Below are 21584 nucleotides of genomic sequence, written 5' to 3' on the forward strand. Positions count from 1 at the left end.
GGGATGACGATGTGTGATCGTCGCGGTATGCCGGTTGTGTGAGATATCCGCAGGGTGGTGGGCTGACGCCTGAACGGCAGGCGTTTCGCGAGCGGATCCGGCTGGAGGCCGCGGAGCGCTTCGCAGTCGGTGCCTCCACCGCCGAGGTCGCCAAGGAATTACGGGTGAGTGTGCGCTCGGTGCAGCGCTGGCGCCGGGCCTGGCACGACGCCGGCGCGGAGGGGCTGCGGTCTGCCGGACCGGTATCGCTGCCCAAGCTGAGCGAGAAGCTGTTCGCCGTGCTCGAGCAGGAGCTGGCCAAAGGGCCGGTCGCCCATGGCTGGCCGGACCAGACGTGGACGCTGGCGCGGATCAAGACGCTGATCGGGCGCCGGTTCCACAAAAGCATGACGCTGTCGGCGATCGCGCGGATGCTGCACCGGCACGGCTTCAGTCACCAGGTCCCAGCCCGCCGAGCCATCGAGCGCGACGAGGAGGCCGTGGCGGGCTGGGTGAAGGAGACCTGGCCGCAGGTGGAAGGGCCGTGGCGGCGCTCGACGCCTGGCTGTGCTTCGAAGACGAAGCCGGGTTCTCGATGACGCCGCCCACCGCACGGACCTGGGCCCGACGCGGCCACACACCCGTCATCCGGGTCCGGGGACGCTCCCAGCGCCGCTTCTCCGTTGCCGCGCTCGCCTGCTACAAGCAGGGCGAACACTCACGGCTGATCTACCGGCCCAAACGGCATCTCGATCACAAACGCGGTGGCAGACGCAGTTTCACCTGGACCGACTATCGCGACCTGCTCATCGCCGCCCACCGGCAACTCGGCGCACCGATCGTGCTGGTGTGGGACAACCTCAACGTCCACAAAGACCGCCGATTACGGGAGTTCATCGACACCCACGACTGGATCACCTGCTACTTTCTGCCGGCCTACGCACCCGACCTCAACCCCGTCGAGGGCATCTGGTCCCTGCTGCGGCGCAGCAGCCAGACCAACACCGCCTTCACCGACCCCGACCACCTCATCAGCACGCTTCGGCACGGTCTCCGCCAGATTCAGTACCGCAGCAAGCGCATCGACGGATGCCTCGCCGAAACCGGCCTCACCTTGACGACATCACAGCGACAACGTCAGTAGCGGGCGGGCGACCGGCGGCGCGTTGGTTCTTCGAATGCCAGATCTCAGGCGTGTCCCACGCGTGCCCCTTCCGTGCCCGACAGACCGGGAAACCACGCGACCCCAGAGCAGCAGGCCCGCCCCGCCGGGCGGGACGCGGCCAAACCTCCCCGCCCGACGTGGTCACGGAGTGGGTCCGAGGCCTGTCTGCAGCCGTCGGCGGTCGGGCCGGCCGACGGCGTCCGCGTCGGTCAGCGCGTGCGGAGACTGCTGGTGTACACGTCCGTACGGTTCTGTGGTGCGCCGGAGTGGGTCTCGGTGAGCACCGCCCGTACTCCCTTGCCGTCTGCCACCAGGCCTTGGTAGTCACCGAGGAAGTAGCCCCCGGCGAACGGCGCCTGCAGCCAGTCGAAGACCCGCGAGATCCGTCGTTCGGTCCGGAGCTTCGGGTTTCCGTGCTGCAGCGTGGCCAGTTGGTGGGCGGTGGGCAGGGTGGTGGTGTTGCCGGGCTTGAGGAAGCGCAGGTCGTAGTAAGTGAGCGCGACCGTGCCCCGCTCGGCTACCGCGATCGACGGTGAGAAGGCCGGAACGCCCTTGGGGCTGACCAGCTCCGGGGTCCCCCAGGTGCGTCCGCCGTCGGTGGACCGCACAAGCTGGACGGAGTCGAACTTTCCACTGGAGAAGTCCGAGCCCTCGTAGGCCATGTACAGCGTGCCTGTCTTGGGGTCGACGGCCGGGCTCGGCAGGGTGGCCGCGGCGCGCAGCAGTTTGGTGGGGTCGTTCGGGTCGACCTCCGGTACGGACGTGTCCCGGGCCACGGTGACCGGGGCACTCCAGGTCTCTCCGGCGTCGGTCGAGGTGACCACCTCGTAGCGGGCTTCGACGACGGTGCTCAGGTCGTCGGAGTAGCTGATCCGGTCGAAGAAGTCGTACAGGGTGCCGGTGCGCCGGTCGGCGACGATCAGATGGCCGATGGTCTGGGTGTTGGGCACGGTGCTGGTGTCGACGAACGGCCGGGCCTTGCTCCAGGTACGGCCGCCGTCGCGGGTGAGGGAGATGTAGCCGGGACCGTCGAGGGAGCTGGGGCCGGGTGGGTCGTTGTCGAGGCGGTTCCAGACCTGGTAGGCGGTGCCCTTGCGGATCGGGTCGGCGGTGAGTGAGGGCTTGTCGTTGAAAAATGGCTGCTCGTCGACGTGCGTGGTGGTGAGGTTCTGCCAAGTGCGGCCGCCGTCGCGGGACGTGACTGCCAGGAGGGCGCTGCGCGTGCTCTTCGTGAAGTCGACGCCCTCCCCGCCGGCGTAGACCGTGCCGTCCGGTCCGGTACTCACCCAGGGGTCGGAGGCCCGTTCGTAATCCGCGCCGCCGGGGGCGCACAGGCTGAACGGCAGCGTGCTCCGGTGGAAGGTGTGGCCGTCCGTGGTCCAGCCGGCCGCCAGGCCACGCGCGCCGCCGTCGTTCCAGCGGTCCTGCTGGAACACGGTGACCACGCGCTTGGGGTCGCGCGGATCGACGGACAGGTACGGCTCGACCTCGGTGGCCGGGTAGACGATGCTGTCGGGGGACCTCGCTCCGATGGTGCACTTCGCGTACGGGTCGCCGTGGGACACCTTGACCAGTGGTGGGCCGTCGGGGTTCCGGTCTGCTGCGGCGGGAGTCGCGCCGGTGACCGTGACGAGCAGGAGCGCGGCGGCGGTGACGGCGGTCAGGGGCAGGAAGACGCGCATGCGGGATTTCCTCCGCGGGCCTGTCGGCCGGGTACGGGACCGCCGTCATCGGGGCGGACTGGGGCGCGGAGGCGTACGGGAACGCGAGGGTGGGGCGACTCCGCTTGGTCCTTTTCGGCGTTGCAGCCGGTGCCCTTGATGGGCCGAACGACGGAGTCATCCCCGGGGTCGTCGAGGAGCACGGCGGAGCCGACCGGCGGGTGCACCGTGCCGGTCGGCTCCTTGGTCGTGCTGTTACGGCGCCGTCTCGTAGGTCCCCGGAGAGGGCCGTGGGCCGCGTGCCGGTTGGCGATGCCGGCGGGGTCGGCCTTGGCTCAGACGGGTTGGAGCGGGATGGCCTGCTGGACCTCTTCCACAGTGGGGATGAGTCAGGGCATCGGCAAAGGGCCACCTCAATGCCGACAGCGGCGCGATCATCGCCCGCGCCAGAAGGAAGACTCCATCACCGTCGGCACATCCAGGCTCGAGGCCGGCGGGACTGCTCGTTCTTCTGCGCCTGTTCAAGACCTGCCGAGTGTCAACAACGCTCGTGATCAATACAGCTGGGAAATCCCAATCAATACAGCTAGGAAATGCGAACGACCTCGTCGGTCACTGTATGACGACATGGCCGAGGCCGTTCAGGACGGCGGCGAGCGCGGTGTTCAGGACAGCGCGGACCGTCTCGAAGCGGTGACGGCCTTGGCTTCGAGACGGTCGGCGTCCACCATCGCGAGTGCCGCGGTGTCGAGACGAGCGCGGGCGATCCACCCGACGGTGGACCGGGTGCCGTTACTCCATACCCACCGCGCCGGGTGCACCGGCCGGACTGGTTGCCCAGCCGTGCGCCGATCCCTCAAGTGATCGCCTGCGTGGTCCCGTCAGGCAGCGCGCAGGCCTCGCCGGCGTAGGGGCGTGAAATGATCTGTCCGCCGGCGGCCGTGCAGTCGTCTCTGGAGATTTTCGGAGACGAGGCGGCCCCGGCGCTGACAGCGCCGACGGCGCTCACGCCGACAAGGGTTGCCGCGGCCAGGGCGAGGCCCAGGATTCTTCTCATGCGCATGACTTCCTCCTCCTCTCAGGCGCCTTCGTTCGGCCTTCGGGAAGGACAAGTCTCAAGACGACGGCGCCCTCTTGCTCAGCATGGGCGCTCCGCATGAGGCCCGCGAGGCGAGGCTGGGCGCCGCGCCCGGGCGGTGACTGCCGGCCCCGGAGAGGCATGACGTCACCGACCTCGACCGGCCGCATCGGTACGCCGCGTACGCGTCGGTAGGAGCGGGGCGACGTCGATGTCCTTGGCGTCGAGACTGCCCACCGGGGCCGCGTTGTGTCCGGGCAGGCCGGGGGTTGGGGAGGAGACGGGCCGTACCTGCCTCCGACCGGTGCCGGCGGGCGGCTGCCCCGCGCGGTCCTCTAACGCGGTTCGTGGGCCGCCGCCCGGCAGGCAGCGGTCGCGGCGCCGCCCGCCACTCCGGCCCCGGTCAGCCCGGTCACACAACTCTGCAGGTCTCCGACCACGCCACGGCTGCAGGCCGCTGTCACGGAGTCGGAAGCGGTGGCACCGGCCAGTTCGGCCATCTGTATGCAGGCGGGGATGTCCGCCCGGACCGCGGGAGCGGCGAGGACCGCACCACCGAGGGTGAGGGTCAGGCCGGTGAGGGCACCGGCGATACGGGTCGACGTGTGCATGGGACGCACCTGCCTTCCGGGGTGGTCGCGCGGTCCTGGTCCCGGGGGGGGCCGGATCCACGCGGTAAGGCCGCCTGGCGACGCTCGGTGAGTGGTGCCCCGGCCGGCGGGCTCACAGACTGACCGCACGATTCTGCGTCGCATCCATTGAGCCGCACCGGGACATGGTCGCCAGGCCGAAGGAGAGGGCCTCGGACCGGATGAGACGCACTCGGACCTCCACTCGCGGGCCCCTCACTCCAGCGTCGCATCCTCTCCCCCGCCCGTCCTGGGCATCCGGGGGGGGCCGCGCTGAGTAACTGCGATTGCGCGAAGCGCGGTAGCCGGCCCGCCGGCCGACCAGCTGGATCGGACGGCCCAGCGTCCCGCCCGGCCTGTCCCCTGCACACCGCCGGGCGCGGCTCGGCCGGGGAGGCGGCCGGCTTTCGCTTCCCCGCGAGGTGCTGGGCCGCCACTGCGGTGGCACTTCACGGCGAGCGCCGATGGGAGGCCAAGGTGTCGCCGGGGAGAGCGGAGCCCGGCAGGGCCGCGAGGGCGGCGCGGCCCATGCCGGTCTCCAGCATGTCGCCACACCGGACCGGGACGCTGTGGGCGCGGGCGATGTCGCGGGTACGGCGGCCCCCGAGGCAGGCGTCGACGGCAGCGCCCCTCCCCAGCGTCCCAAGATCCGGACCGTTTCCGGACCAGCCCCGCCCAAGGAGCCGCACCGACCGCCGTCTTCGCTGGTCAGCGTGGGCGAAGCCGCTGTACAGCCAGCAGACGGCAGACGAAGAACATTCTTTGTTCCTACAGCCCCAAGAAACTTGGGTTCTTCTAGAGTCCGAAGTCGGTTGCCTGGAGGCCTCTTGCGCTTCAGGCAACCCGACACAGGTCACCATCCACGATCAGCGCGACAGCTTCCGTCACTGATTGAGTTGGGAGTGCATCCGCCCCGGACCAGCCGCGGACCAAGCGACGTCCTTGTGAAACGACTACGGACGGGTGTGTCCGAGGCCCGTGTCGCGTTCGGGGTTGACGACACCGGCTTTCCGGACCCGCAGAGAAATTCCCGGCTCGACCCTGACCGGGCAAGCCATGCTCATGGCAGCCCTTGTTATCGCGTACCAGCTGGTGACTTCCTGAGGAACGCCAGCAATCAATGCGGCTGCTTCGAAGGCATGCTGAGCAGAGCGGAGCTGCCCCCACTCCTCTTGTCTGCCTTCAGACCACACCGCTTCTTCCGAGGCGCTCATGGCGCTTCGGGCATCTGCACGAGCTTGGCGACGTTCGGGGCCAGCGCTTACGTACTGCGTGACGAGCCCACCCACGCTGCCGGCACCGAGGATCGCCCGCCGCCGCGGCGTGGGTTCGCGCTCGGGATCCTTGTGCTTGCCGCCGCGTTCGGCCCACTGCCTGCCGGGGTGCGGCTGGAGGTTGAGCGGACCGAACTCATCGACGCACAAGACCACGACCGGCTCACCGACTTCGGGTATGACCTCGCCGTGGGCGATCGCGTAGAGGTGCTCGATACGGGCCTTCTTCGCGGCGTAGTCGGGGTCGCGCGAGGCCTTCCAGGTGTGCTGACAGCAGCACCGTCTGGGCCCGCCGCCACGTCACGACCGAGCCGGTGCCTCTGCGGATGATCCGCAGCAACCTCCGGCCTTCATCGTCATCGATCGCACGAACCCGCACACGTGCTGCCACCCGGACCGACTCATGGTGACGCACCGCTGCGCCAGCACCCGAGCGGCGCGTCACACCACAACAGTGCAGACGCTGCTTGATACGGCGCTAGATGCCCGCCGATGCGGTCTCGATGCCGCTGGCTCTCGGATTGTGGCGGCCGCCGACGGGAGGCAGGGTGGTGTCGAGACCGTTTGGGCGAGGCAGAAGGCACACGGCCTGTCACGGATGCGGGCTGTGGCCTGTCCTCATCGCGAAGCGAGTTGTGTGAGCCGGGAACCGGCGAACTTGGTCACCGCCGAACGAGTGGGTCGGTACACCCGTCCGGAATGCGGTGACCAACGCAAGATCGTCTGGGCAGGCTTACGGAGGTGTGGTACATGTCAGCGAAGGACACAGAGCACGGGAGCGCCCATGAGGTCTCCTTGCCGCCCGAAGTCAAGTTGCTGCAGGAAGTCACTCCGCCCTTCTTTCCCGAAGGTGGTTCGGGAATGACCATCCTCGTCGAGTGGCCTCCCGGTCACCCCGGGCTCCCTCCGCATCGCCACTCGGGCCCGTCGTTCGGCTACGTGATGGAGGGCGCGCTCCGGTTCGAGCTCGAGGGTGAGCCGGAGCGTGTGGTCGAGGCCGGTGGGACGTTCTGGGAGCCAGGCGGTGACGTGATCCACTACCAGGACGGCAACGCCCTGTCGGACGCACCGACCAAGTTCGTGGTGACCATGGTGTGCGCGCCGGGTCAGCCGATGCTCACGCTGGTCGACGAGGAGGAGCTGAAGGAACGGGCGCACCTGCGCGCCCCGCGTCCCTCCGGAGGCTGATCCGCGAGATCGACAGTGCGGAGTCCGGAACACCGATCCAGGTGCCGGGCTTTGCAGCAACCTCCGGCCTTCATCGTCATCGATCTCACGAACCCGCACACGTTCTGCCACCCGGACCGACTCATGGTGACGCACCGCTGCGCCAGCACCCGAGCGGCGCGTCACACCACAACAGGGCAAACGTTGCCTGATACGGCACTAGGACACCGACTGCCGGGATGTGGTCGTGGCCGCTGAGGGTGACGCTGGGAAGGGCAGCCCGAGTGACGGAGGAGAGATCACCATGCGCATCGCCATCGCCGGCGCAACCGGGAACATCGGGGCCCGCACAGTCGCGGCCCTGGAACAGGCCGGCCACGAAGTCGTGCGCATCAGCCGCTCACTCGGCGTGGATCTGACCACCGGGGACGGTCTGGACGCCGCACTGACCGGCGTCGACGCCGTTGTGGACGCCACGAGCCACGAGGCAGACGACCGGGACCAGGCGGTGGCGTACTTCGGCACGACCACCCGGAACCTGCTCACCGCCGAGGAACGGGCCGGTGTCCGTCACCATGTGCTGCTCTCGATCGTCGGTGTCGATCGTATTGAAGGCAATCCGCACTACGCCGGCAAACGCGAGCAGGAGCGTCTCGTGACCGAGGGCCCGGTGCCATGGACGATCGTTCCTTTCACGCAGTTCCACGACTTCGCCGCAACGTTGACAAGTTGGACCGAGCAGGACGGCGTCGCCACGATCGCACCGCTGCTCGTACAGCCGATCGCTCCCACGGACGTGGCCGACATCCTCACCGAGATCGCCACGAGCGCACCGCAGGGGCGTTACCGCGATGTCGCCGGCCCGGAGACGCAGGACCTGGTGGACATGGCCCGGCGCACCCACGACGCGCGCGGACACGCGGTCAAGCTCGTGCCGACGTGGTCATCGCTGCTCGGCCCGGAGTGGGCCGGCGACGTACTCCTGCCCGGCGAGGGCGCCCGCATAGCGCCAACCACCTTCGAGGAGTGGCTCGCAAAGCCGCAATAGCGTCACCCGGCCCAGCACCCTGACTGGCGGAACAGGCAAGCCGCCGACGAACGCCTACGCAAGGTCGTCAACAGGGCGAACGTTGCCTGATGCGGCACTACTATCCGTCGCGGATGGGTTGATCATGCTCACGCAGCCCGCTGCTAGTGTCCGGGTGCGTGGATGGATGCGTGTACGTGGGGAACGCCGGCAAGGACGCAGCGCTCGACCGGGGTTGGCTCCTGGGGCACTTCAAAGGTGCTGGCGACCCTCGGCACAGTTCGGCCGTGGAGATCAAATGGGGCGTTCACCCGTGCGGCGATGAGCGAGCAGCGTGGGTGAAGGGCGAGGAACGAACAGCTCTCCTGGTCCTCATCAGCGGGCGCTTCCGCGTTGAATTCCGCGGCCGCAGTGTTCTCTTGGAACAGCAGGGTGACTACGTCGTGTGGGGGCACGGAATCGATCACTCCTGGTTCGCCGAGGAAGAATCAGTCGTGTTGACGGTTCGGTGGCCCTCCGTGCCCGGTTATGCGGTGCCGCAGACGGATCCGGCACCAGGGCACGGCTGACCTCAAACACTGGGCACAGTCACACGCCAAGCAAGATTCTTTCGACGTTCGCGGATCTACCTGCGATGCGCTTCCTAGTCGAGCGGGTTCGGCTCGATCTCCACTCGATCGGTGTCGAACACCCTGCCCTTCGACGTCGGCGGGCGGACGATCACAGCAGCGAACAGGAACCGATAGATCGCGTTCATGCGCGCGTGTTCCTCGCCTTTCTCCAGCCTCGTCCAGTTGGCTTCGGCCTCTGCGTCCGCGACCACGTCCGCTTCTGCTCGCCCTCGGCGCGCGGCTCGGAACTCCCTGAACCTTTGGACCTCGTCCCACTGGCCACGGTCGATGATGGCGGGCCACGCTCCGACTCCCACCTCTACGCCCCGGTGGATCCGGATGCCGGCCACAAAGACGACAGCACATGGCGAACGTTCTCAGGCGGCCATGGCTTTCCCTTGGCTGTGGGGATTGAACGTGCAGTGAGGTCCTGAGCGATCCCCTCCGGTGATTCACCATCCAGGTAGCGGCGGAAGTCCTCGCGCACGATCTCCGCCTCGTTCTCGATGACCTCGCCCCCGCGCGCCCTGTCCGCCAGAGCGTCTTTGATCCTTCGAGACGCATCGTCAGAGGAGCGTCAGGCGTGTGCCACTTCGATGCGGAGGATGAACCGGTCGTCCGGGTCTGACAGATCGCGTCGGTTCGCTTCTCAGGGCAGGAGGATGCGCTTGTCGTCGGCTATGGAGAGCAACTCTTCGGGATCCCTGGGCTGCCTCATGAGCCGGTCGGGGTGGTAGACGATGACATGGCGGATCTCTCCCTCCCCATCGCCTTGAGCATCTCTTCCCAACCTGGCCGCTTACGGTTGCGCTGCCAGGCGGAACGGTTGTTGTCCACCTAGACATGGGCCGACTCGACACGGAGTTGAAGCCGCTCGGCGATCACCCGGCAGATGCGTTCCTGCCGGTCGACTCCGGTCTGATCCTCGTCTTTGGTGTGCGAGATGCGGCAGTTGATGGCTGCGGACTCGCCTGGTGTGATCGCGGTCCTGCCTAACTTCGGTTGGCTCATGCCGAATACCGTATGAGCCGGGTATGACATCACCGTCCCGCAGCGCCCCCAGGTGTGCCCGGAACCCACGCCGGGGGTCATCCGCGCCCACGACATCGTCGTACGCCACACGCACCGGGCCCGCGTACAGCTCGACGGTCCGTCCGGCGAAGTTCTTGCGCTCCCAGCGCTCGGGACCGCCCGGCGCCTTGGAACGCAGGGCGGCGATTCCCGCTCGGGTGACCGCCGCAGCCGTGCCGAATGCGGCACCCCTACCCACAAATGTGCTGATCCCGGAAACCCTAAGGGCCCGTGGAGCGGGCCGGATACAGGGACCGCGGAGCGGTCGCCACGGGCAGGCGGGCGGGAAACCCCGCCGCGGAGCGGCGGAGACCGGACCCCGGGGCGGTCAAAGCCCCCCCCCGTTATCTTCTTCGCGGTCCTGCAAGAGGGCCGCTGGCCTCCGGGCCCGGCATGACTGTTCCCCCCTGTCGAACGGATGACCTGGGGGGTGGTGTCACCGGGCCCGAGAGGCGCCGTTGGAGACGCTGATGAGAGGTCTGACCACCGCCTGGCCTGGCGCAATGCCCGGCATCCCGCGGGCGGCAGGTCTGCATAACGTGGATGCGCGCATACGACGCCAACGCCCTGGCCAGCACCACACGAACCCCGCTCGGGAGGATGGGTTGTACGACATCGACGACGTGGGCGTCTTCCTCGGCCTGGACGTCGGCAAGAGCGTCCACCACGGGCACGGCCTCACCCCGGCCGGCAAGAAGGTCTTCGACAAACAGCTGCCCAACAGCGAGCCGAAGCTTCGGGCCGTCTTCGACAAGTTGGCCGCGAAGTTCGGCACCGTGCTGGTGATCGTGGACCAGCCCGCCTCGATCGGCGCCCTGCCCCTGACGGTCGCCCGGGACGCCGGCTGCAAGGTCGCCTACCTGCCCGGACTCACGATGCGGCGGATCGCCGATCTGTATCCCGGCGAGGCGAAGACCGACGCGAAGGACGCCGCGGTGATCGCGGACGCAGCCCGGACCTTGCCGCACACCCTGCGCTCGCTGGAGCTGACCGACGAGATCACCGCCGAACTGACCGTGCTGGTGGGCTTCGACCAGGACCTGGCGGCCGAGGCCACCCGCACCTCCAACCGGATACGCGGCCTGCTCACCCAGTTCCACCCCAGCCTGGAGCGCGTTCTCGGGCCGCGCCTGGACCATCAGGCCGTGACCTGGCTTCTGGAACGCTACGGATCCCCGCAAGCTCTGCGCATAGCCGGACGCCGCAAGCTGGTTGAGGTGATCCGGCCCAAGGCCCCGCGCATGGCCCAGCGGTTGATCGACGAGGTCTTCGACGCGCTCGACGAACAAACTGTCGTGGTCCCGGGAACCGGCACTCTCGACGTCGTGATCCCGTCCCTGGCCCGCTCGCTCGCGGCCGTTCACGAACAGCGACGAGCCCTGGAAGCGCAGATCGGGCAGTTGCTGGAGGCTCACCCTCTTTCCGCAGTCCTGACCTCGATGCCGGGGGTCGCGGTCAGGACTGCCGCCACCTTGCTGGCCACCGTCGGCGACGGCACCAGCTTCCCTACCGCCGCCCACCTGGCCTCCTACGCCGGCCTCGCCCCGACTACGAAGTCTTCGGGAACCTCGATCCACGGCGAACACGCGCCCAGAGGCGGCAACCGGCAGCTCAAGCGAGCGATGTTCCTGTCCGCGTTCGCCGCCCTGCACGATCCCGCCTCCCGCACCTACTACGACAAGTGCCGGACCCGCGGAAAGACCCACACGCAGGCTCTTCTCCGCCTGGCCCGCCACCGCATCAGCGTGCTGTTCGCGATGCTCCGCGACGGCACCTTCTACGAAGCCAGAACCCCGCGGCTCGCTTGACGAAAGACATAGAGGCACCCCCCGCGAAGCGGCTGAGACCAGACCGCGGAGCGGCGGAGAAGAAGGCCCTCCGACGGCTACCCGTCGGCCCGAGCCGTGGCCAGCAACTCCTCCGCATGTGCCCGAGCCGTCTCCGAGTCCTCCTGCCCCGCAAGCATCCGGGACAGCTCACGGATCCGGTCCTCGCCCTCCAGAACCTTGACCCCGGACCGGGTCACCGACCCGTCGTTGGTCTTCTCCACCAGCAACTGCCGGTCGGCGAACGCGGCCACCTGCGGCAGATGCGTCACCACGACCACCTGCGCGGTCTTCGCGAGCCGCGCCAACCGCCGCCCGATCTCGACCGCGGCCTTGCCGCCGACCCCCGCGTCGACCTCGTCGAACAAATACGTCGGCACCGGATCCGTACCCGCGAACACGACCTCCACCGCGAGCATCACGCGCGACAGCTCACCGCCCGACGCCCCCTTGGCGATCGGCCGCGGCGGCGCCCCGGGATGCGGGGCGAGCAGCAGCTCGACCTCGTCGACGCCGGCGGGCCCGTACGCGACCGTGCGTCCGCCAACCCCCACACCCTCCGGGTCGTCGGTCTGCCGGATCTCGAACGACACGCGCGCGTGCGGCATCGCGAGCGAGGCCAGCTCGGCGGTCACGGCGGCGGCGAACCGCTCGGCGGCCTCCGTGCGGGCGTCCGTCAACGCCTGGGCGAGCCCGCCCAGTTCGGTCCGCAGCGCGTCCCGCTCGGCGGTCAGCTCGCCGATCCGCTCGTCGTCGCCGTCGAGTTCGAGGAGCCGAGCGGCCCCTTCTTCGGCCCAGGCCAGCACCGCGTTGATGTCCTCGCCGTACTTCCGGGTCAGCTGGGTGAGTGAGGCCCGGCGCTCCTCTACGGCCGCGAGCCGCAGGGGATCGGCGTCGAGGTCGTCGGCGTACCCCGCCAATTCACCCGCCACATCGCCCAGCAGAATCCCGATCTCCCCGATCCGCCCGGACAGCGCGGCAAGGGCTGAGTCGTGGGACCGTACGGCCTCCAGGGCCCGGTGCGCCCCCGCGACGAGCGTGGTGGCGTCGATGCCCTCCGGGTCCTCGGGATTGCCCACGAGCGCGGCGTGCGCGGCCGTGGCGGCCGACGCGAGCGCCTCCGCGTGGCCGAGGCGCTCGGCCTCGGCGGCCAGCTCCACGTCCTCGCCCGCTCGCGGCTCGACCGCCGCGATCTCGTCGAGCCCGAAGCGCAGCATGTCGGCTTCCTGGGCCCGCTCACGCGCGCGCGTGGTGATCTCGTCCAGCTCGGCCGAGATGGCGCGCAGCCGCCGGTAGGCGCCCGCGTACTTGGCGAGCGGCACGGCGACCGCGTCGCCCGCGTACCGGTCGAGGGCCTGTCGTTGCCGGGACAGCTTGAGCAGCCCCTGCTGGTCGGTCTGTCCGTGCACGGCGACGAGCTCGTCGGCGATCTCGGCGAGCACACCCACCGGCACGGAACGCCCACCCAGGTGCGCCCGCGACCGCCCCTCGGCCGAAACGGTACGGCTGATCAGCAGCGCCCCGTCGTCGAGCTCGGCTCCGGCCTCCTCGGCCCGTACGACGGCCGTCCCGCCCGTGGGTACGGCGATCCGCCCCTCCACGACGGCGTTCTTGGCGCCGATCCGTACGAGGGCCGGGTCCGCGCGCCCGCCCAGCAGCAGCCCGAGGCTGGTGACCACCATCGTCTTGCCCGCGCCGGTCTCACCGGTCACGGCGGTGAAGCCTGGCGACAGCTCGACGACCGCGTCGTCGATGACTCCGAGCGACCGTATCCGCATCTCCTCCAACACGGACACGACCTTACGAGGTCGGGGCCCGGGTGTGCGACGGGCCCCGCCCCGCTGCCGCGAAGGCGCAGGTGACAAGGCCCCACAAAGAGGCCGTTGTCACCCGCGGGAGTGGGCTGCCGTACAAGCCGTCGTACGCCTAGTGCGGCGCCCCGCGCCACCCGGACACCGGCAACGCGAACTTGGCCACCAGCCGGTCGGTGAACGAAGCGTGGTGCAGCCGGGCCAAGCGCACCGGCACAGCCCCCCGCCGCACCTCCACCCGCGCCCCCGGCGGCAGCTCCACCGTCCGCCGCCCGTCGCACCACAGCACTCCCGGCGGAATGTGCGGCAGCACCTCCACGGCGAGCACGGAGTCCGGCGAGGTCACCAGCGGTTTGGCGAACAGCGCGTGCGCGCTGATCGGCACCATGAGCAGCGCCTCGACCTCCGGCCACACCACGGGCCCGCCGGCGGAGAACGCGTACGCCGTCGAACCGGTCGGCGTGGACAGCACGATCCCGTCGCAGCCGAACCCGGTCACCGGCCGCCCGTCGATCTCCAGCACGACTTCCAGCAGCTTCTCGGCGCCCGCCTTCTGCACGGCCGCCTCGTTCAGCGCCCAGTCGGTGTGCACGATGTCGCCGTTGCTGTGCACGACGACGTCGACGGTCATCCGCTCCTCGACCTCGTACGCCTTCGTCACCACCCGGTCGACCACCTTGTCGAGGTCGTCGCGCTCGGCCTCCGCGAGGAAGCCGACGCGGCCGAGATTGACGCCGAGCATCGGCACCCCTGAGGCGCGGGCGAACTCGGCGCCGCGCAGCAGCGTGCCGTCACCGCCCAGCACGATCAGCAGTTCGCAGCCGTCGAGGCACTGCGGAGTCGCCTCCTTGACCAGCTCCACCTCGCCCGGCAGCGGCAGGTCGGCCGCCTCCGCCTCCAGGACCCGTACGCCGATCCCGGAGCGCAACAGCCCCTGGACCACCAACTCGGCGCTGCGGATGGCTGCCGGCCGCCCGGTGTGGGCCAGCAGGAAAACAGTACGAGCTCGGGTCTGTGTCAACGCGGCCCCTCCGCCACTGCACGGTCAACGTCGGCCGGGTCGAGTTCGGGTGCCCCGGCACGCAGCCACAGAAAGTACTCGACATTGCCCGAGGGTCCGGGCAACGGGCTTGCGGTCACCCCCTGCACTCCGAGCCCCAGTTCCCGGGCTCGTTCGGCCACTCCGCGCACGGCCTCCGCGCGCAGTTCGGGGCTGCGTACGACACCGCCGCTCCCCAACCGATCCTTCCCCACCTCGAACTGCGGCTTCACCATCATCACCAGGTCGGCATCCGGCGCCGCGCACCGCACGAGGGCGGGCAGCACCAGTCCGAGCGGGATGAAGGACAGATCCCCGACGACAAGATCCACGGGCTCCCCATCGATCGCCTCCAACGTCAACTCGCGTACGTTCGTACGGTCCTTGACGGTGACGCGTTCATCGCTCTGAAGAGACCAGGCGAGTTGTCCGTAGCCGACGTCGACGGCGACGACATGGGCGGCGCCCGCGCGCAGCAGTACGTCGGTGAAGCCTCCGGTGGACGCCCCGGCGTCCAGTGCGCGCCTGCCCTCGACCTTCAGCCCCTGCGGCACGAAGGCCGCCAGGGCGCCCGCGAGCTTGTGCCCGCCGCGCGAGACGTAGTCGGGGTCACTGTCGTCCTGGGTGACCACGATCGCGGCCGCGGTCTCCACCTGCGTGGCGGGCTTGGTCGCGAGGGTCTTGCCGACGGTGACCCGCCCCGCGGCGATCAGCTGGCTGGCATGCTCGCGCGAGCGCGCCAGCTTCCGGCGGACCAGCTCGGCGTCGAGTCGGCGGCGTGCCACTCCTGCCACGTTCGGTTCAGCTCCTAGGGCCGTACGTCGATGGGGGCGCCGGAGGTCCCGGGCGGGCGTCGAGCGCGGTGAGCGCGTCGCGCAGCCCCCGATGTACATCCTCGTACACCTCGACGTGCCCGTCCGTGGCGAGGTGGTCGGCATCGGCCAGCCGGTCGAGCTGGGCGTCGACGTCGGCGTTGCCGGTGGGGGTGCGGTCCACGTTCAGCGGAGCCGGGGCGGCGGGGTCGTACGAGGGTTCGACCGCGAGCCCGGCACCCGGCTCATCGTCGGGTTCGGGTCCGGCCGCAGGGCCGGCCTCGGGTTCGGGTCCGGCCACGGGCCCGGCGTCCGGTTCGAAGGCAGTGCCGGGCTCCGGTGCCCGCACGTCCTGCCGGACCTCGGTCTCCGGCAATGAGTCGCTCATGCCCCGACGCTACCGCGAAGCGCTGCGGTACCGTCGATCACGATGGCGACGATTGAGGAGTGCCGCACCGCACTCGACAAGCTCTCGGACAACCTTGCTGGCGCCGAAGGGGACGTACGCAGCGCTGCGGCCCTGGACCGCTCGCTGAGCTGCCGTATCACCGACCTGGACATCACCTTCGTGGGCCGTCTCAGGGACGGCCGGATCGAGGTGCTCGACACGCTCCAGGGCCCGCCCCGCGAGAAGGCCCAGATCCGGCTCACGATGAAGGGGGACGACCTGGTGTCGATGGTGAACGGCGACCTGCACTTCGCGAAGGCCTGGGGCTCGGGCCGGGTGAAGCTGGAGGCGGGCCTGCGGGACCTGTTCCGCCTCAGGACCCTTCTGTAGCCGATACAGCCGATCCGGACACAGCCGATGCCGACGCGACCGATGCAGCCGATACCGACGCGGCCGTACGTGCCTTGCGTGCCGCCGGCACCACCAGCGGCGTCCCCGTCTCCGGGTCGTCGATGACCTGGCAGCGCAGCCCGAAGACCTGCTCGACCAGCTCGGCCGTGACGATGTCGTTCGGCGCGCCCTCGGCGATGACCTCGCCGTCGCGCAGGGCGATGAGGTGGGTGGCGTACCTGGCGGCGTGATTGAGGTCGTGCAGGACCGCGACCAGCGTCCGCCCCCGTTCCTCGTGAAGCTCCGCGCACAGGTCGAGCACGTCGATCTGGTGCTGGATGTCGAGGTAGGTCGTCGGCTCGTCCAGAAGCAGCAGCGGGGTCTGCTGGGTGAGCGCCATCGCGATCCACACGCGTTGCCGCTGACCGCCCGACAATTCGTCGACAAAGCGATCGGCGAGCTCGGCGACCCCGGTCGAGGCCATCGACTCCTGCACCACCCGCTCGTCCTCCGTCGACCACTGGCGCAGCAGCCCCTGGTGCGGATAGCGACCCCGGCCGACCAGGTCGCCGACCGTGATCCCGTCCGGCGCGATCGACGACTGCGGCAGCAGTCCGAGCGTGCGGGCCACCTTCTTCGCCGGCATCGACTGGATGACCTGTCCGTCGAGCAGCACCCGCCCCTCGGAGGGCTTCAGCATCCGCGAAAGGGCACGCAACAGCGTGGATTTGCCGCAGGCGTTCGGGCCGACGATCACGGTGAAGGAGTTGTCGGGGATCTCCACCGACAGCTTCTCCGCGATGACGCGCTGGTCGTAGCCGAGGGTGACGTTGTCTGCGGACAGGCGGTTCACAGTCGTAGCGCTCCTCTTGATGTTCAAATCCGGCCTGCCTTGCGCTCGGTGACAAGGAGCCACAGCAGATAGACCCCGCCCAGGACTCCGGTCACGACGCCGACGGGCAGCTGGTCGGCGCCGAAGGCCCGCTGGGAGGCCCAGTCCGCGACGATCAGCAGGGTCGCGCCCATGCACATCGACGGCACCAGGTTCGGTCCGGGCGACCGGGTCAGCCGCCGTGCCAGCTGCGGCGCGGTGAGCGCCACGAAGCCGACAGGGCCCGCGGCGGCGGTGGCGCCCGCGGTGAGGAGCACCGCGGCCAGCATCAGCAGCAGCCGCGTCCGCTCGACGCGCACTCCGAGGGCGTACGAGACGTCGTCGCCCATCTCCATCATGCGCAGCCCCCGCGCATTGCCCAGGACGAGCGGTACGAGGACGGCGCACATGACGAGCAGGGGCCAGACCTGGTCCCAGTCACGGCCGTTGAGCGAGCCGGTCATCCAGACGACCGCGCGGGCCGCGTCGACGATGTCGGCCTTGGTGAGCAGATAGCCGTTGACCGCCGTGACGATCGCGGAGACACCGATACCGACCAGGACCAGCCGATAACCGTGCACGCCCCGCTTCCAGGCAAGCAGATAGATGGCGAGTCCGGTCACGAGACCGCCGATGAGCGCCCCGAGGGCGACCTGGTTCGCGCTCCCCGAGAACAGCACGATCATCACGAGCGCGCCGGCCGTCGAACCCTGCCCGAGGCCGAGCACGTCCGGACTGCCCAGCGGATTGCGGGAGATGGACTGGAAGAGCGCCCCGCCGAGCCCGAGCGAAGCCCCCACGAGCAGTCCGACGAGGACCCGCGGCAGCCGCAGGTCGTTGACGATGAACTCCTGGCTCGCACTGCCGTTGCCGACCAGCGTCTTGAGGACGTCGGCGGCCGATATCGGGAAGTCGCCGGTGCCGATCAGCACCACACTCGCGGCGAGCGCGGCCACCAGCAGCAGCACGACGACGGTGAACGCCCTGACGTCGAGCCGGACGGAGAGACCGCCGGGCGTGCGGACCGACCGAATGACGGGAGTCGGCTTGTCTGTGGTCGTCCGAGTGGTCGTCACAGCTGTGCCGTCCTCCGCCGTCGTACGAGATAGATGAAGACCGGGCCGCCCAGGACCGCGGTGACGATGCCGACCTGCAGCTCAGCGGGCCGGGCGACCATCCGCCCGAGCACATCGGCGCCGAGCAGCAGCACGGGCGACAGGACGGTGGCGTACGGCAGGATCCAGCGCAGGTCGGGCCCGGTGAAGGACCGTACGACGTGCGGGACCATCAGCCCGACGAAGACGATCGGCCCGCAGGCGGCGGTCGCGGCACCGCACAGCACGGTCGCGGCGGCCATGGACAGCGCGCGGGTGCGGTTCAGGTTGGCGCCGAGCGCGCGGGCGGTGTCGTCGCCCATGGCCACGGCATTCAGCGGCCGGGCCAGGGCCAGCGCGACGACCGTGCCGACCGCGAGAAACGGCAATACCTGCTTGATGGTCGTGTCGGTGGCCGACGCCAGCGAACCGACGGTCCAGAAGCGCATCTTGCCGAGCGCGGCGTCGTCCATGATCATCACGGCCTGGAGGTAACCGTAGAGGGCGGCGCTGATCGCGGTGCCCGCGAGCGCGAGCCGCACCGGCGTCGCACCCCGGCTGCCGCCCAGGAACCAGACCAGAGCCCCCACCGCCGCCGCCCCGAAGAAGGCGAACCAGACGTAGCCGCTCAGACTCGTGACGCCGAAATACGTGATGGCGGTGACGACCGCGGCGGACGCGCCCGCGTTGATGCCGAGCAGTCCGGGGTCGGCCAGCGGATTGCGGGTGAGCGCCTGGAGGACGGCACCGGACAATCCGAGCGCGGCGCCGACCAGCAGCCCGAGGACGGTACGGGAGACCCGGTCGGCGACCACGACGTCGGCGTATGTCCCCGAGTCGTGGAACAGGCCGTGCCAGACCTGGTCCAGCGGCAGAGCCTTCGCACCGATCGCGATACTCGCGAGGGCGACGAGCACCAGGACCCCCACGGACGCGAGGAGCCCAAAGGCACGTATCGCCCTGCGGGTTGGGGGCGCGGGGGCGGTCTCCGCGCGCTGTTCGGGAGGACTGTCGACCAACACGAGGTTAGGTTAGCCTACCCTCGCATCGCGACTCGATCCCCCCGTCACCGCTGATGAGCCGCCGACTGTCCGGGGTCACTGGTGAGCAGTCGATCGTCGGAGCAGTCGCTGATGAGTCACCCGAATGCCCGAAGAGTCGTCCATGAGTTGACCGAGTACCCGGACAGTCGCTGACGAGCCGTCGACCGCCTCGCTGCCGGATGCCCGGGGTGTACTCAAAGCCCCAGCCGCGCCAGCGCCTTCCCCCCGTCCAGCTCGCAGGTGCCTTCCCCGGCCGCCGTCCACGCCGCCGCGCACAGCGCCCGCAGCCCGTCGAGGGCCTCGCCGTCGCCCTCCAGCTCCAGCCGCCCCCAAGCTCCCGACGTCGCCCCCATGCTGCCGGCCGTCGCCGTCCAGCCGCCGCAGCGGAACCCGTCGCCCGCCTCGACGACCTCGGGCTGCCCGGTGAGCAGACCGCGCAGATCCGAGTCGACGTACGTCGGCCGGTGCTGCGGCGGGGCCGCGAGAAGCTGCGCGCCGTCCGTCACGCCGGTGAGCACGAGCAGCGAGTCCACCTCGCCGTTGAACGCGCCCTCGATGTCCGTGTCCAGCCGGTCGCCGACCACCAGCGGCCGCTTCGCCCCGGTCCGCAGGATCGTCTCGCGGTGCATCGGGGGCAGGGGCTTGCCCGCCACCTGTGGCTCGGCGCCCGTGGCGATGCGCACGACCTCGACCGCCGCGCCGTTGCCCGGAGCGATTCCCCGCGCACTCGGGATCGTCAGATCCGTGTTGGACGCGAACCACGGCACCCCGCGCGCGATGGCGTAGCACGCCTCCGCGAAGCGCCCCCAGGGCAGGTCGGCGCCGCCGAAGCCCTGGACGACCGCCGCTGGATCGTCGTCGGCCGACTCGACCGGTTCGAGCCCGCGCTCGCGCAGCGCGACCCGCAGCCCCTCCCCGCCGATGACCAGCACGCGCGCGCCCGCAGGCACCTGCTCGCTGATGAGCCGGGCGGCAGCCTGCGCCGAAGTGATGACATCGGATGCCTCCGTCGGTATGCCCAGCTCCGTCAGGTGCTCGGCCACCACGTCCGGCGTACGCAGCGCGTTGTTCGTGACGTACGCGAGATGCATCCCGCCCGAACGGGCCGTGGCGAGGGACTCCACGGCGTACGCGATCGCGTTACCACCCGCGTACACCACCCCGTCCAGATCGAGCAGCGCCGTGTCGTACGCCTCGCTCAGGGCCTGGCCAGTGCCCTCGGGCCGCGTCCTGACGGTCTGGCTCATTACACATCGCTCCTCGTTCGATCCCTTTCCCCCGATCATCGCGCATGCCACTGACACACTTACGATGCCTCAATGAACTATGCAGGTCCCGAGGAGGAAACAGCGGCGCGCAGCGGCCTCGAACTGACCCCGTTCCGGGGCCTGCGCTACGACCCGGACCGGGTCGGCAGTCTGGCCGCGGTGACATCCCCGCCGTACGACGTCATCGTGCGGCCCGACGGCCTCCTCGAACTCGAATCCGCCGACCCGCACAACATCGTCCGGCTGATCCTCCCCCAGGACGGCACCCCCACCGCCCGCAACCAGCAGGCGGCCGAAACCCTGAGCCGCTGGCTGTCGGAAGGCGTCCTGACGACCGACCCCGAGCCGGGCCTGTACGTGTACGAGCAGCGCGACGGCGACCTGCTGCAACGCGGCGTCATCGGCGCCCTGCGCCTGTCGGAGCCGTCGGACTCCGTCGTCCTCCCGCACGAGGACGTCATGCCCCACGTCGTCGCGGACCGCGCGGCCCTGATGCGCGCCACCTCCGCCAACCTCGAACCCCTGCTGCTGACTTATCGCGGCAACGGCTCCCGGGTCGGCACGGCCGCCGTCATCGAACGCACCGCCGAACGCACACCGCTGCTGTCGACGACCACGGAGGACGGCTTCAGCCACCGTCTGTGGGCGGTCACCGATCCGGCCGAGCTGGCCGAGATCCAGACAGATCTCCACCACCATCAGGCCCTCATCGCCGACGGCCACCATCGCTGGGCCACATATCTGCGTCTACGCGCGGAGCACCCCTCCCCCAGCCCGTGGGACTACGGCCTGGTCCTCCTGGTGGACACCGTGCGCTTTCCGCTCCGCGTCCGCGCGATCCACCGCCTGCTGCACCGCCTGCCGGTCCCCGACGCCCTGGCCGCCCTCACGGACTCCTTCCGGGTACGCCATCTCGACGTCCCCCTCTCCGAAGCCCTGGAGGCCCTCTCCGTAGCGGCCGCCGAGGGAAACGCCTTCCTCCTTGCCGGCGACGGCGCCTTCCACCTGGTCGATCGCCCGGACCCCGACCTCCTCGCCCGTACGATCCCGGCCGACCACCCGGAAGCCTGGCGCACCCTGGACGCGACGGTCCTGCACGCCACGCTCCTCGACCACATCTGGGGCATCCCGGAGGACTCGCCCGAGCACATCGCGTACATCCACGACACGACCGCCACGGTCGAGAAGGCGGAGCACGACGGCGGCACAGCAGTCCTGATGCACCCGGTCCACGAGGAGGTCGTACGCGACCTCGCCCGCCAAGGCGTCACGATGCCCCGCAAGTCGACGTCGTTCGGCCCCAAGCCGGCGTCAGGGCTGGTGCTGCGGGCTCTCACCCTCTAGAGACGCCGACGGGCGGCGGGACTCCTTCCGGAGTCC

General features: G+C 69.8%; 22 protein-coding genes and 3 pseudogenes. 8 read left to right on the forward strand and 17 right to left on the reverse strand.

Features of this window, described 5'->3' with window-relative positions; translation table 11 throughout:
• The first annotated feature begins 38 nt into the window (after positions 1-38).
• Together AB5J53_RS11740 and AB5J53_RS11745 are read left to right on the forward strand one after the other, a co-directional pair.
• Entirely contained in the window at positions 39-578 is a 540-nt protein-coding gene (locus AB5J53_RS11740) for a transposase (protein ID WP_369243776.1), read from the forward strand.
• Positions 575-1123, forward strand: coding sequence for a transposase (locus AB5J53_RS11745; protein WP_369251986.1), 549 nt, complete (start codon positions 575-577; stop codon positions 1121-1123). The genes AB5J53_RS11740 and AB5J53_RS11745 overlap by 4 nt, the downstream gene beginning before the upstream one ends.
• A 230-nt stretch (positions 1124-1353) precedes the next feature.
• On the opposite strand, the gene AB5J53_RS11750 is transcribed toward AB5J53_RS11745, so the two are convergent.
• The 5 genes and pseudogenes from AB5J53_RS11750 to AB5J53_RS11770 all read right to left on the reverse strand — a co-directional run.
• A complete protein-coding gene (locus AB5J53_RS11750) occupies positions 1354-2826 on the reverse strand; it encodes a sialidase family protein (RefSeq protein ID WP_369245575.1) in 1473 nt (490 codons plus the stop codon).
• 835 nt (positions 2827-3661) lie between these two features.
• Entirely contained in the window at positions 3662-3868 is a 207-nt protein-coding gene (locus tag AB5J53_RS11755) for a hypothetical protein (protein ID WP_369245576.1), read from the reverse strand.
• Between the two features lie 350 nt (positions 3869-4218).
• Positions 4219-4494 (reverse strand): hypothetical protein, encoded by a 276-nt coding sequence (locus tag AB5J53_RS11760; protein ID WP_369245577.1) that lies wholly within the window; start codon positions 4492-4494, stop codon positions 4219-4221.
• A 479-nt stretch (positions 4495-4973) separates the two neighbouring features.
• Positions 4974-5111: pseudogene (locus AB5J53_RS11765) on the reverse strand (o-succinylbenzoate synthase); the annotation flags it as partial.
• 708 nt (positions 5112-5819) lie between these two features.
• Positions 5820-6177, reverse strand: a pseudogene (locus tag AB5J53_RS11770) (hypothetical protein); the annotation flags it as partial.
• Positions 6178-6536: 359 nt separating this feature from the next.
• Here AB5J53_RS11770 and AB5J53_RS11775 point away from each other — a divergent pair.
• From AB5J53_RS11775 to AB5J53_RS11785, 3 genes are all read left to right on the forward strand, one after another.
• Positions 6537-6974, forward strand: a complete 438-nt coding sequence (locus AB5J53_RS11775; RefSeq protein WP_369245578.1) for a cupin domain-containing protein — start codon at positions 6537-6539, stop codon at positions 6972-6974.
• A 283-nt stretch (positions 6975-7257) separates the two neighbouring features.
• Entirely contained in the window at positions 7258-8001 is a 744-nt protein-coding gene (locus tag AB5J53_RS11780; protein ID WP_369245579.1) for an SDR family oxidoreductase, read from the forward strand.
• Between the two features lie 158 nt (positions 8002-8159).
• Positions 8160-8549 carry a signal peptidase I gene (locus tag AB5J53_RS11785; RefSeq protein WP_369245580.1) on the forward strand — a complete coding sequence of 130 codons (390 nt, stop codon included), beginning with the start codon at positions 8160-8162 and terminating at the stop codon, positions 8547-8549.
• 74 nt (positions 8550-8623) lie between these two features.
• Here the strand turns inward: AB5J53_RS11785 and AB5J53_RS11790 are convergent, their stop codons facing one another.
• From AB5J53_RS11790 to AB5J53_RS11805, 4 genes and pseudogenes are all read right to left on the reverse strand, one after another.
• On the reverse strand, positions 8624-8803 hold the full coding sequence (locus AB5J53_RS11790; RefSeq protein ID WP_369245581.1) for a hypothetical protein: 180 nt from the start codon (positions 8801-8803) through the stop codon (positions 8624-8626).
• A gap of 107 nt (positions 8804-8910) precedes the next feature.
• A complete protein-coding gene (locus tag AB5J53_RS11795; RefSeq protein WP_369245582.1) occupies positions 8911-9078 on the reverse strand; it encodes a recombinase family protein in 168 nt (55 codons plus the stop codon).
• Positions 9079-9428: 350 nt separating this feature from the next.
• Entirely contained in the window at positions 9429-9602 is a 174-nt protein-coding gene (locus AB5J53_RS11800) for a hypothetical protein (RefSeq protein WP_369245583.1), read from the reverse strand.
• A gap of 4 nt (positions 9603-9606) precedes the next feature.
• Positions 9607-9873: pseudogene (locus tag AB5J53_RS11805) on the reverse strand (hypothetical protein); the annotation flags it as partial.
• Positions 9874-10267: 394 nt separating this feature from the next.
• Between AB5J53_RS11805 and AB5J53_RS11810 the strand changes: the two are divergent.
• Positions 10268-11470, forward strand: a complete 1203-nt coding sequence (locus AB5J53_RS11810) for an IS110 family transposase (RefSeq protein ID WP_369244300.1) — start codon at positions 10268-10270, stop codon at positions 11468-11470.
• A 77-nt stretch (positions 11471-11547) separates the two neighbouring features.
• Here AB5J53_RS11810 and recN read toward each other — a convergent pair whose 3' ends face one another.
• The 4 genes from recN to AB5J53_RS11830 form a co-directional block, all read right to left on the reverse strand.
• Positions 11548-13278 carry a DNA repair protein RecN gene (gene recN / locus AB5J53_RS11815; protein ID WP_369245584.1) on the reverse strand — a complete coding sequence of 577 codons (1731 nt, stop codon included), beginning with the start codon at positions 13276-13278 and terminating at the stop codon, positions 11548-11550.
• A gap of 136 nt (positions 13279-13414) precedes the next feature.
• On the reverse strand, positions 13415-14320 hold the full coding sequence (locus AB5J53_RS11820; RefSeq protein ID WP_369245585.1) for an NAD kinase: 906 nt from the start codon (positions 14318-14320) through the stop codon (positions 13415-13417).
• On the reverse strand, positions 14317-15132 hold the full coding sequence (locus AB5J53_RS11825) for a TlyA family RNA methyltransferase (RefSeq protein ID WP_369245586.1): 816 nt from the start codon (positions 15130-15132) through the stop codon (positions 14317-14319). The genes AB5J53_RS11820 and AB5J53_RS11825 overlap by 4 nt, the downstream gene beginning before the upstream one ends.
• A 7-nt stretch (positions 15133-15139) precedes the next feature.
• The gene (locus tag AB5J53_RS11830) at positions 15140-15451 is read right to left on the reverse strand and encodes a hypothetical protein (RefSeq protein ID WP_369252175.1); all 312 of its coding nucleotides are present in this window, start codon (positions 15449-15451) and stop codon (positions 15140-15142) included.
• A gap of 129 nt (positions 15452-15580) precedes the next feature.
• Between AB5J53_RS11830 and AB5J53_RS11835 the strand changes: the two genes are divergently transcribed.
• Positions 15581-15928 carry an SCP2 sterol-binding domain-containing protein gene (locus AB5J53_RS11835; protein WP_369245587.1) on the forward strand — a complete coding sequence of 116 codons (348 nt, stop codon included), beginning with the start codon at positions 15581-15583 and terminating at the stop codon, positions 15926-15928.
• Here the strand turns inward: AB5J53_RS11835 and AB5J53_RS11840 are convergent.
• From AB5J53_RS11840 to AB5J53_RS11855, 4 genes are all read right to left on the reverse strand, one after another.
• Entirely contained in the window at positions 15912-16844 is a 933-nt protein-coding gene (locus AB5J53_RS11840) for an ABC transporter ATP-binding protein (protein WP_369245588.1), read from the reverse strand. The two genes, AB5J53_RS11835 and AB5J53_RS11840, sit on opposite strands and share 17 nt — an antisense overlap.
• A complete protein-coding gene (locus tag AB5J53_RS11845) occupies positions 16805-17875 on the reverse strand; it encodes a FecCD family ABC transporter permease (RefSeq protein WP_369245589.1) in 1071 nt (356 codons plus the stop codon). The genes AB5J53_RS11840 and AB5J53_RS11845 overlap by 40 nt, the downstream gene beginning before the upstream one ends.
• Positions 17872-18915 carry a FecCD family ABC transporter permease gene (locus AB5J53_RS11850; RefSeq protein WP_369245590.1) on the reverse strand — a complete coding sequence of 348 codons (1044 nt, stop codon included), beginning with the start codon at positions 18913-18915 and terminating at the stop codon, positions 17872-17874. Before AB5J53_RS11850 ends, AB5J53_RS11845 begins: the two co-directional genes overlap by 4 nt.
• Before the next feature lie 215 nt (positions 18916-19130).
• Positions 19131-20183 (reverse strand): HAD hydrolase-like protein, encoded by a 1053-nt coding sequence (locus AB5J53_RS11855; RefSeq protein ID WP_369245591.1) that lies wholly within the window; start codon positions 20181-20183, stop codon positions 19131-19133.
• Between the two features lie 72 nt (positions 20184-20255).
• Here AB5J53_RS11855 and AB5J53_RS11860 point away from each other — a divergent pair, with 72 nt between their 5' ends.
• Entirely contained in the window at positions 20256-21548 is a 1293-nt protein-coding gene (locus AB5J53_RS11860) for a DUF1015 domain-containing protein (RefSeq protein WP_369245592.1), read from the forward strand.
• Positions 21549-21584: the final 36 nt, after the last annotated feature.

Source organism: Streptomyces sp. R41, assembly GCF_041053055.1.
Taxonomy (GTDB): domain Bacteria; phylum Actinomycetota; class Actinomycetes; order Streptomycetales; family Streptomycetaceae; genus Streptomyces.

Coding starts and splice junctions, on each gene's coding strand:
- AB5J53_RS11745 (WP_369251986.1), top strand. CDS start 575: ATGACGCCGCCCACCGCACGGACCTGGGCCCGACGCGGCCACACACCC.
- AB5J53_RS11750 (WP_369245575.1), bottom strand. CDS start 2,826: ATGCGCGTCTTCCTGCCCCTGACCGCCGTCACCGCCGCCGCGCTCCTG.
- AB5J53_RS11755 (WP_369245576.1), bottom strand. CDS start 3,868: ATGCGCATGAGAAGAATCCTGGGCCTCGCCCTGGCCGCGGCAACCCTT.
- AB5J53_RS11760 (WP_369245577.1), bottom strand. CDS start 4,494: ATGCACACGTCGACCCGTATCGCCGGTGCCCTCACCGGCCTGACCCTC.
- AB5J53_RS11775 (WP_369245578.1), top strand. CDS start 6,537: ATGTCAGCGAAGGACACAGAGCACGGGAGCGCCCATGAGGTCTCCTTG.
- AB5J53_RS11780 (WP_369245579.1), top strand. CDS start 7,258: ATGCGCATCGCCATCGCCGGCGCAACCGGGAACATCGGGGCCCGCACA.
- AB5J53_RS11800 (WP_369245583.1), bottom strand. CDS start 9,602: ATGAGCCAACCGAAGTTAGGCAGGACCGCGATCACACCAGGCGAGTCC.
- AB5J53_RS11835 (WP_369245587.1), top strand. CDS start 15,581: ATGGCGACGATTGAGGAGTGCCGCACCGCACTCGACAAGCTCTCGGAC.
- AB5J53_RS11855 (WP_369245591.1), bottom strand. CDS start 20,183: ATGAGCCAGACCGTCAGGACGCGGCCCGAGGGCACTGGCCAGGCCCTG.
- AB5J53_RS11860 (WP_369245592.1), top strand. CDS start 20,256: ATGAACTATGCAGGTCCCGAGGAGGAAACAGCGGCGCGCAGCGGCCTC.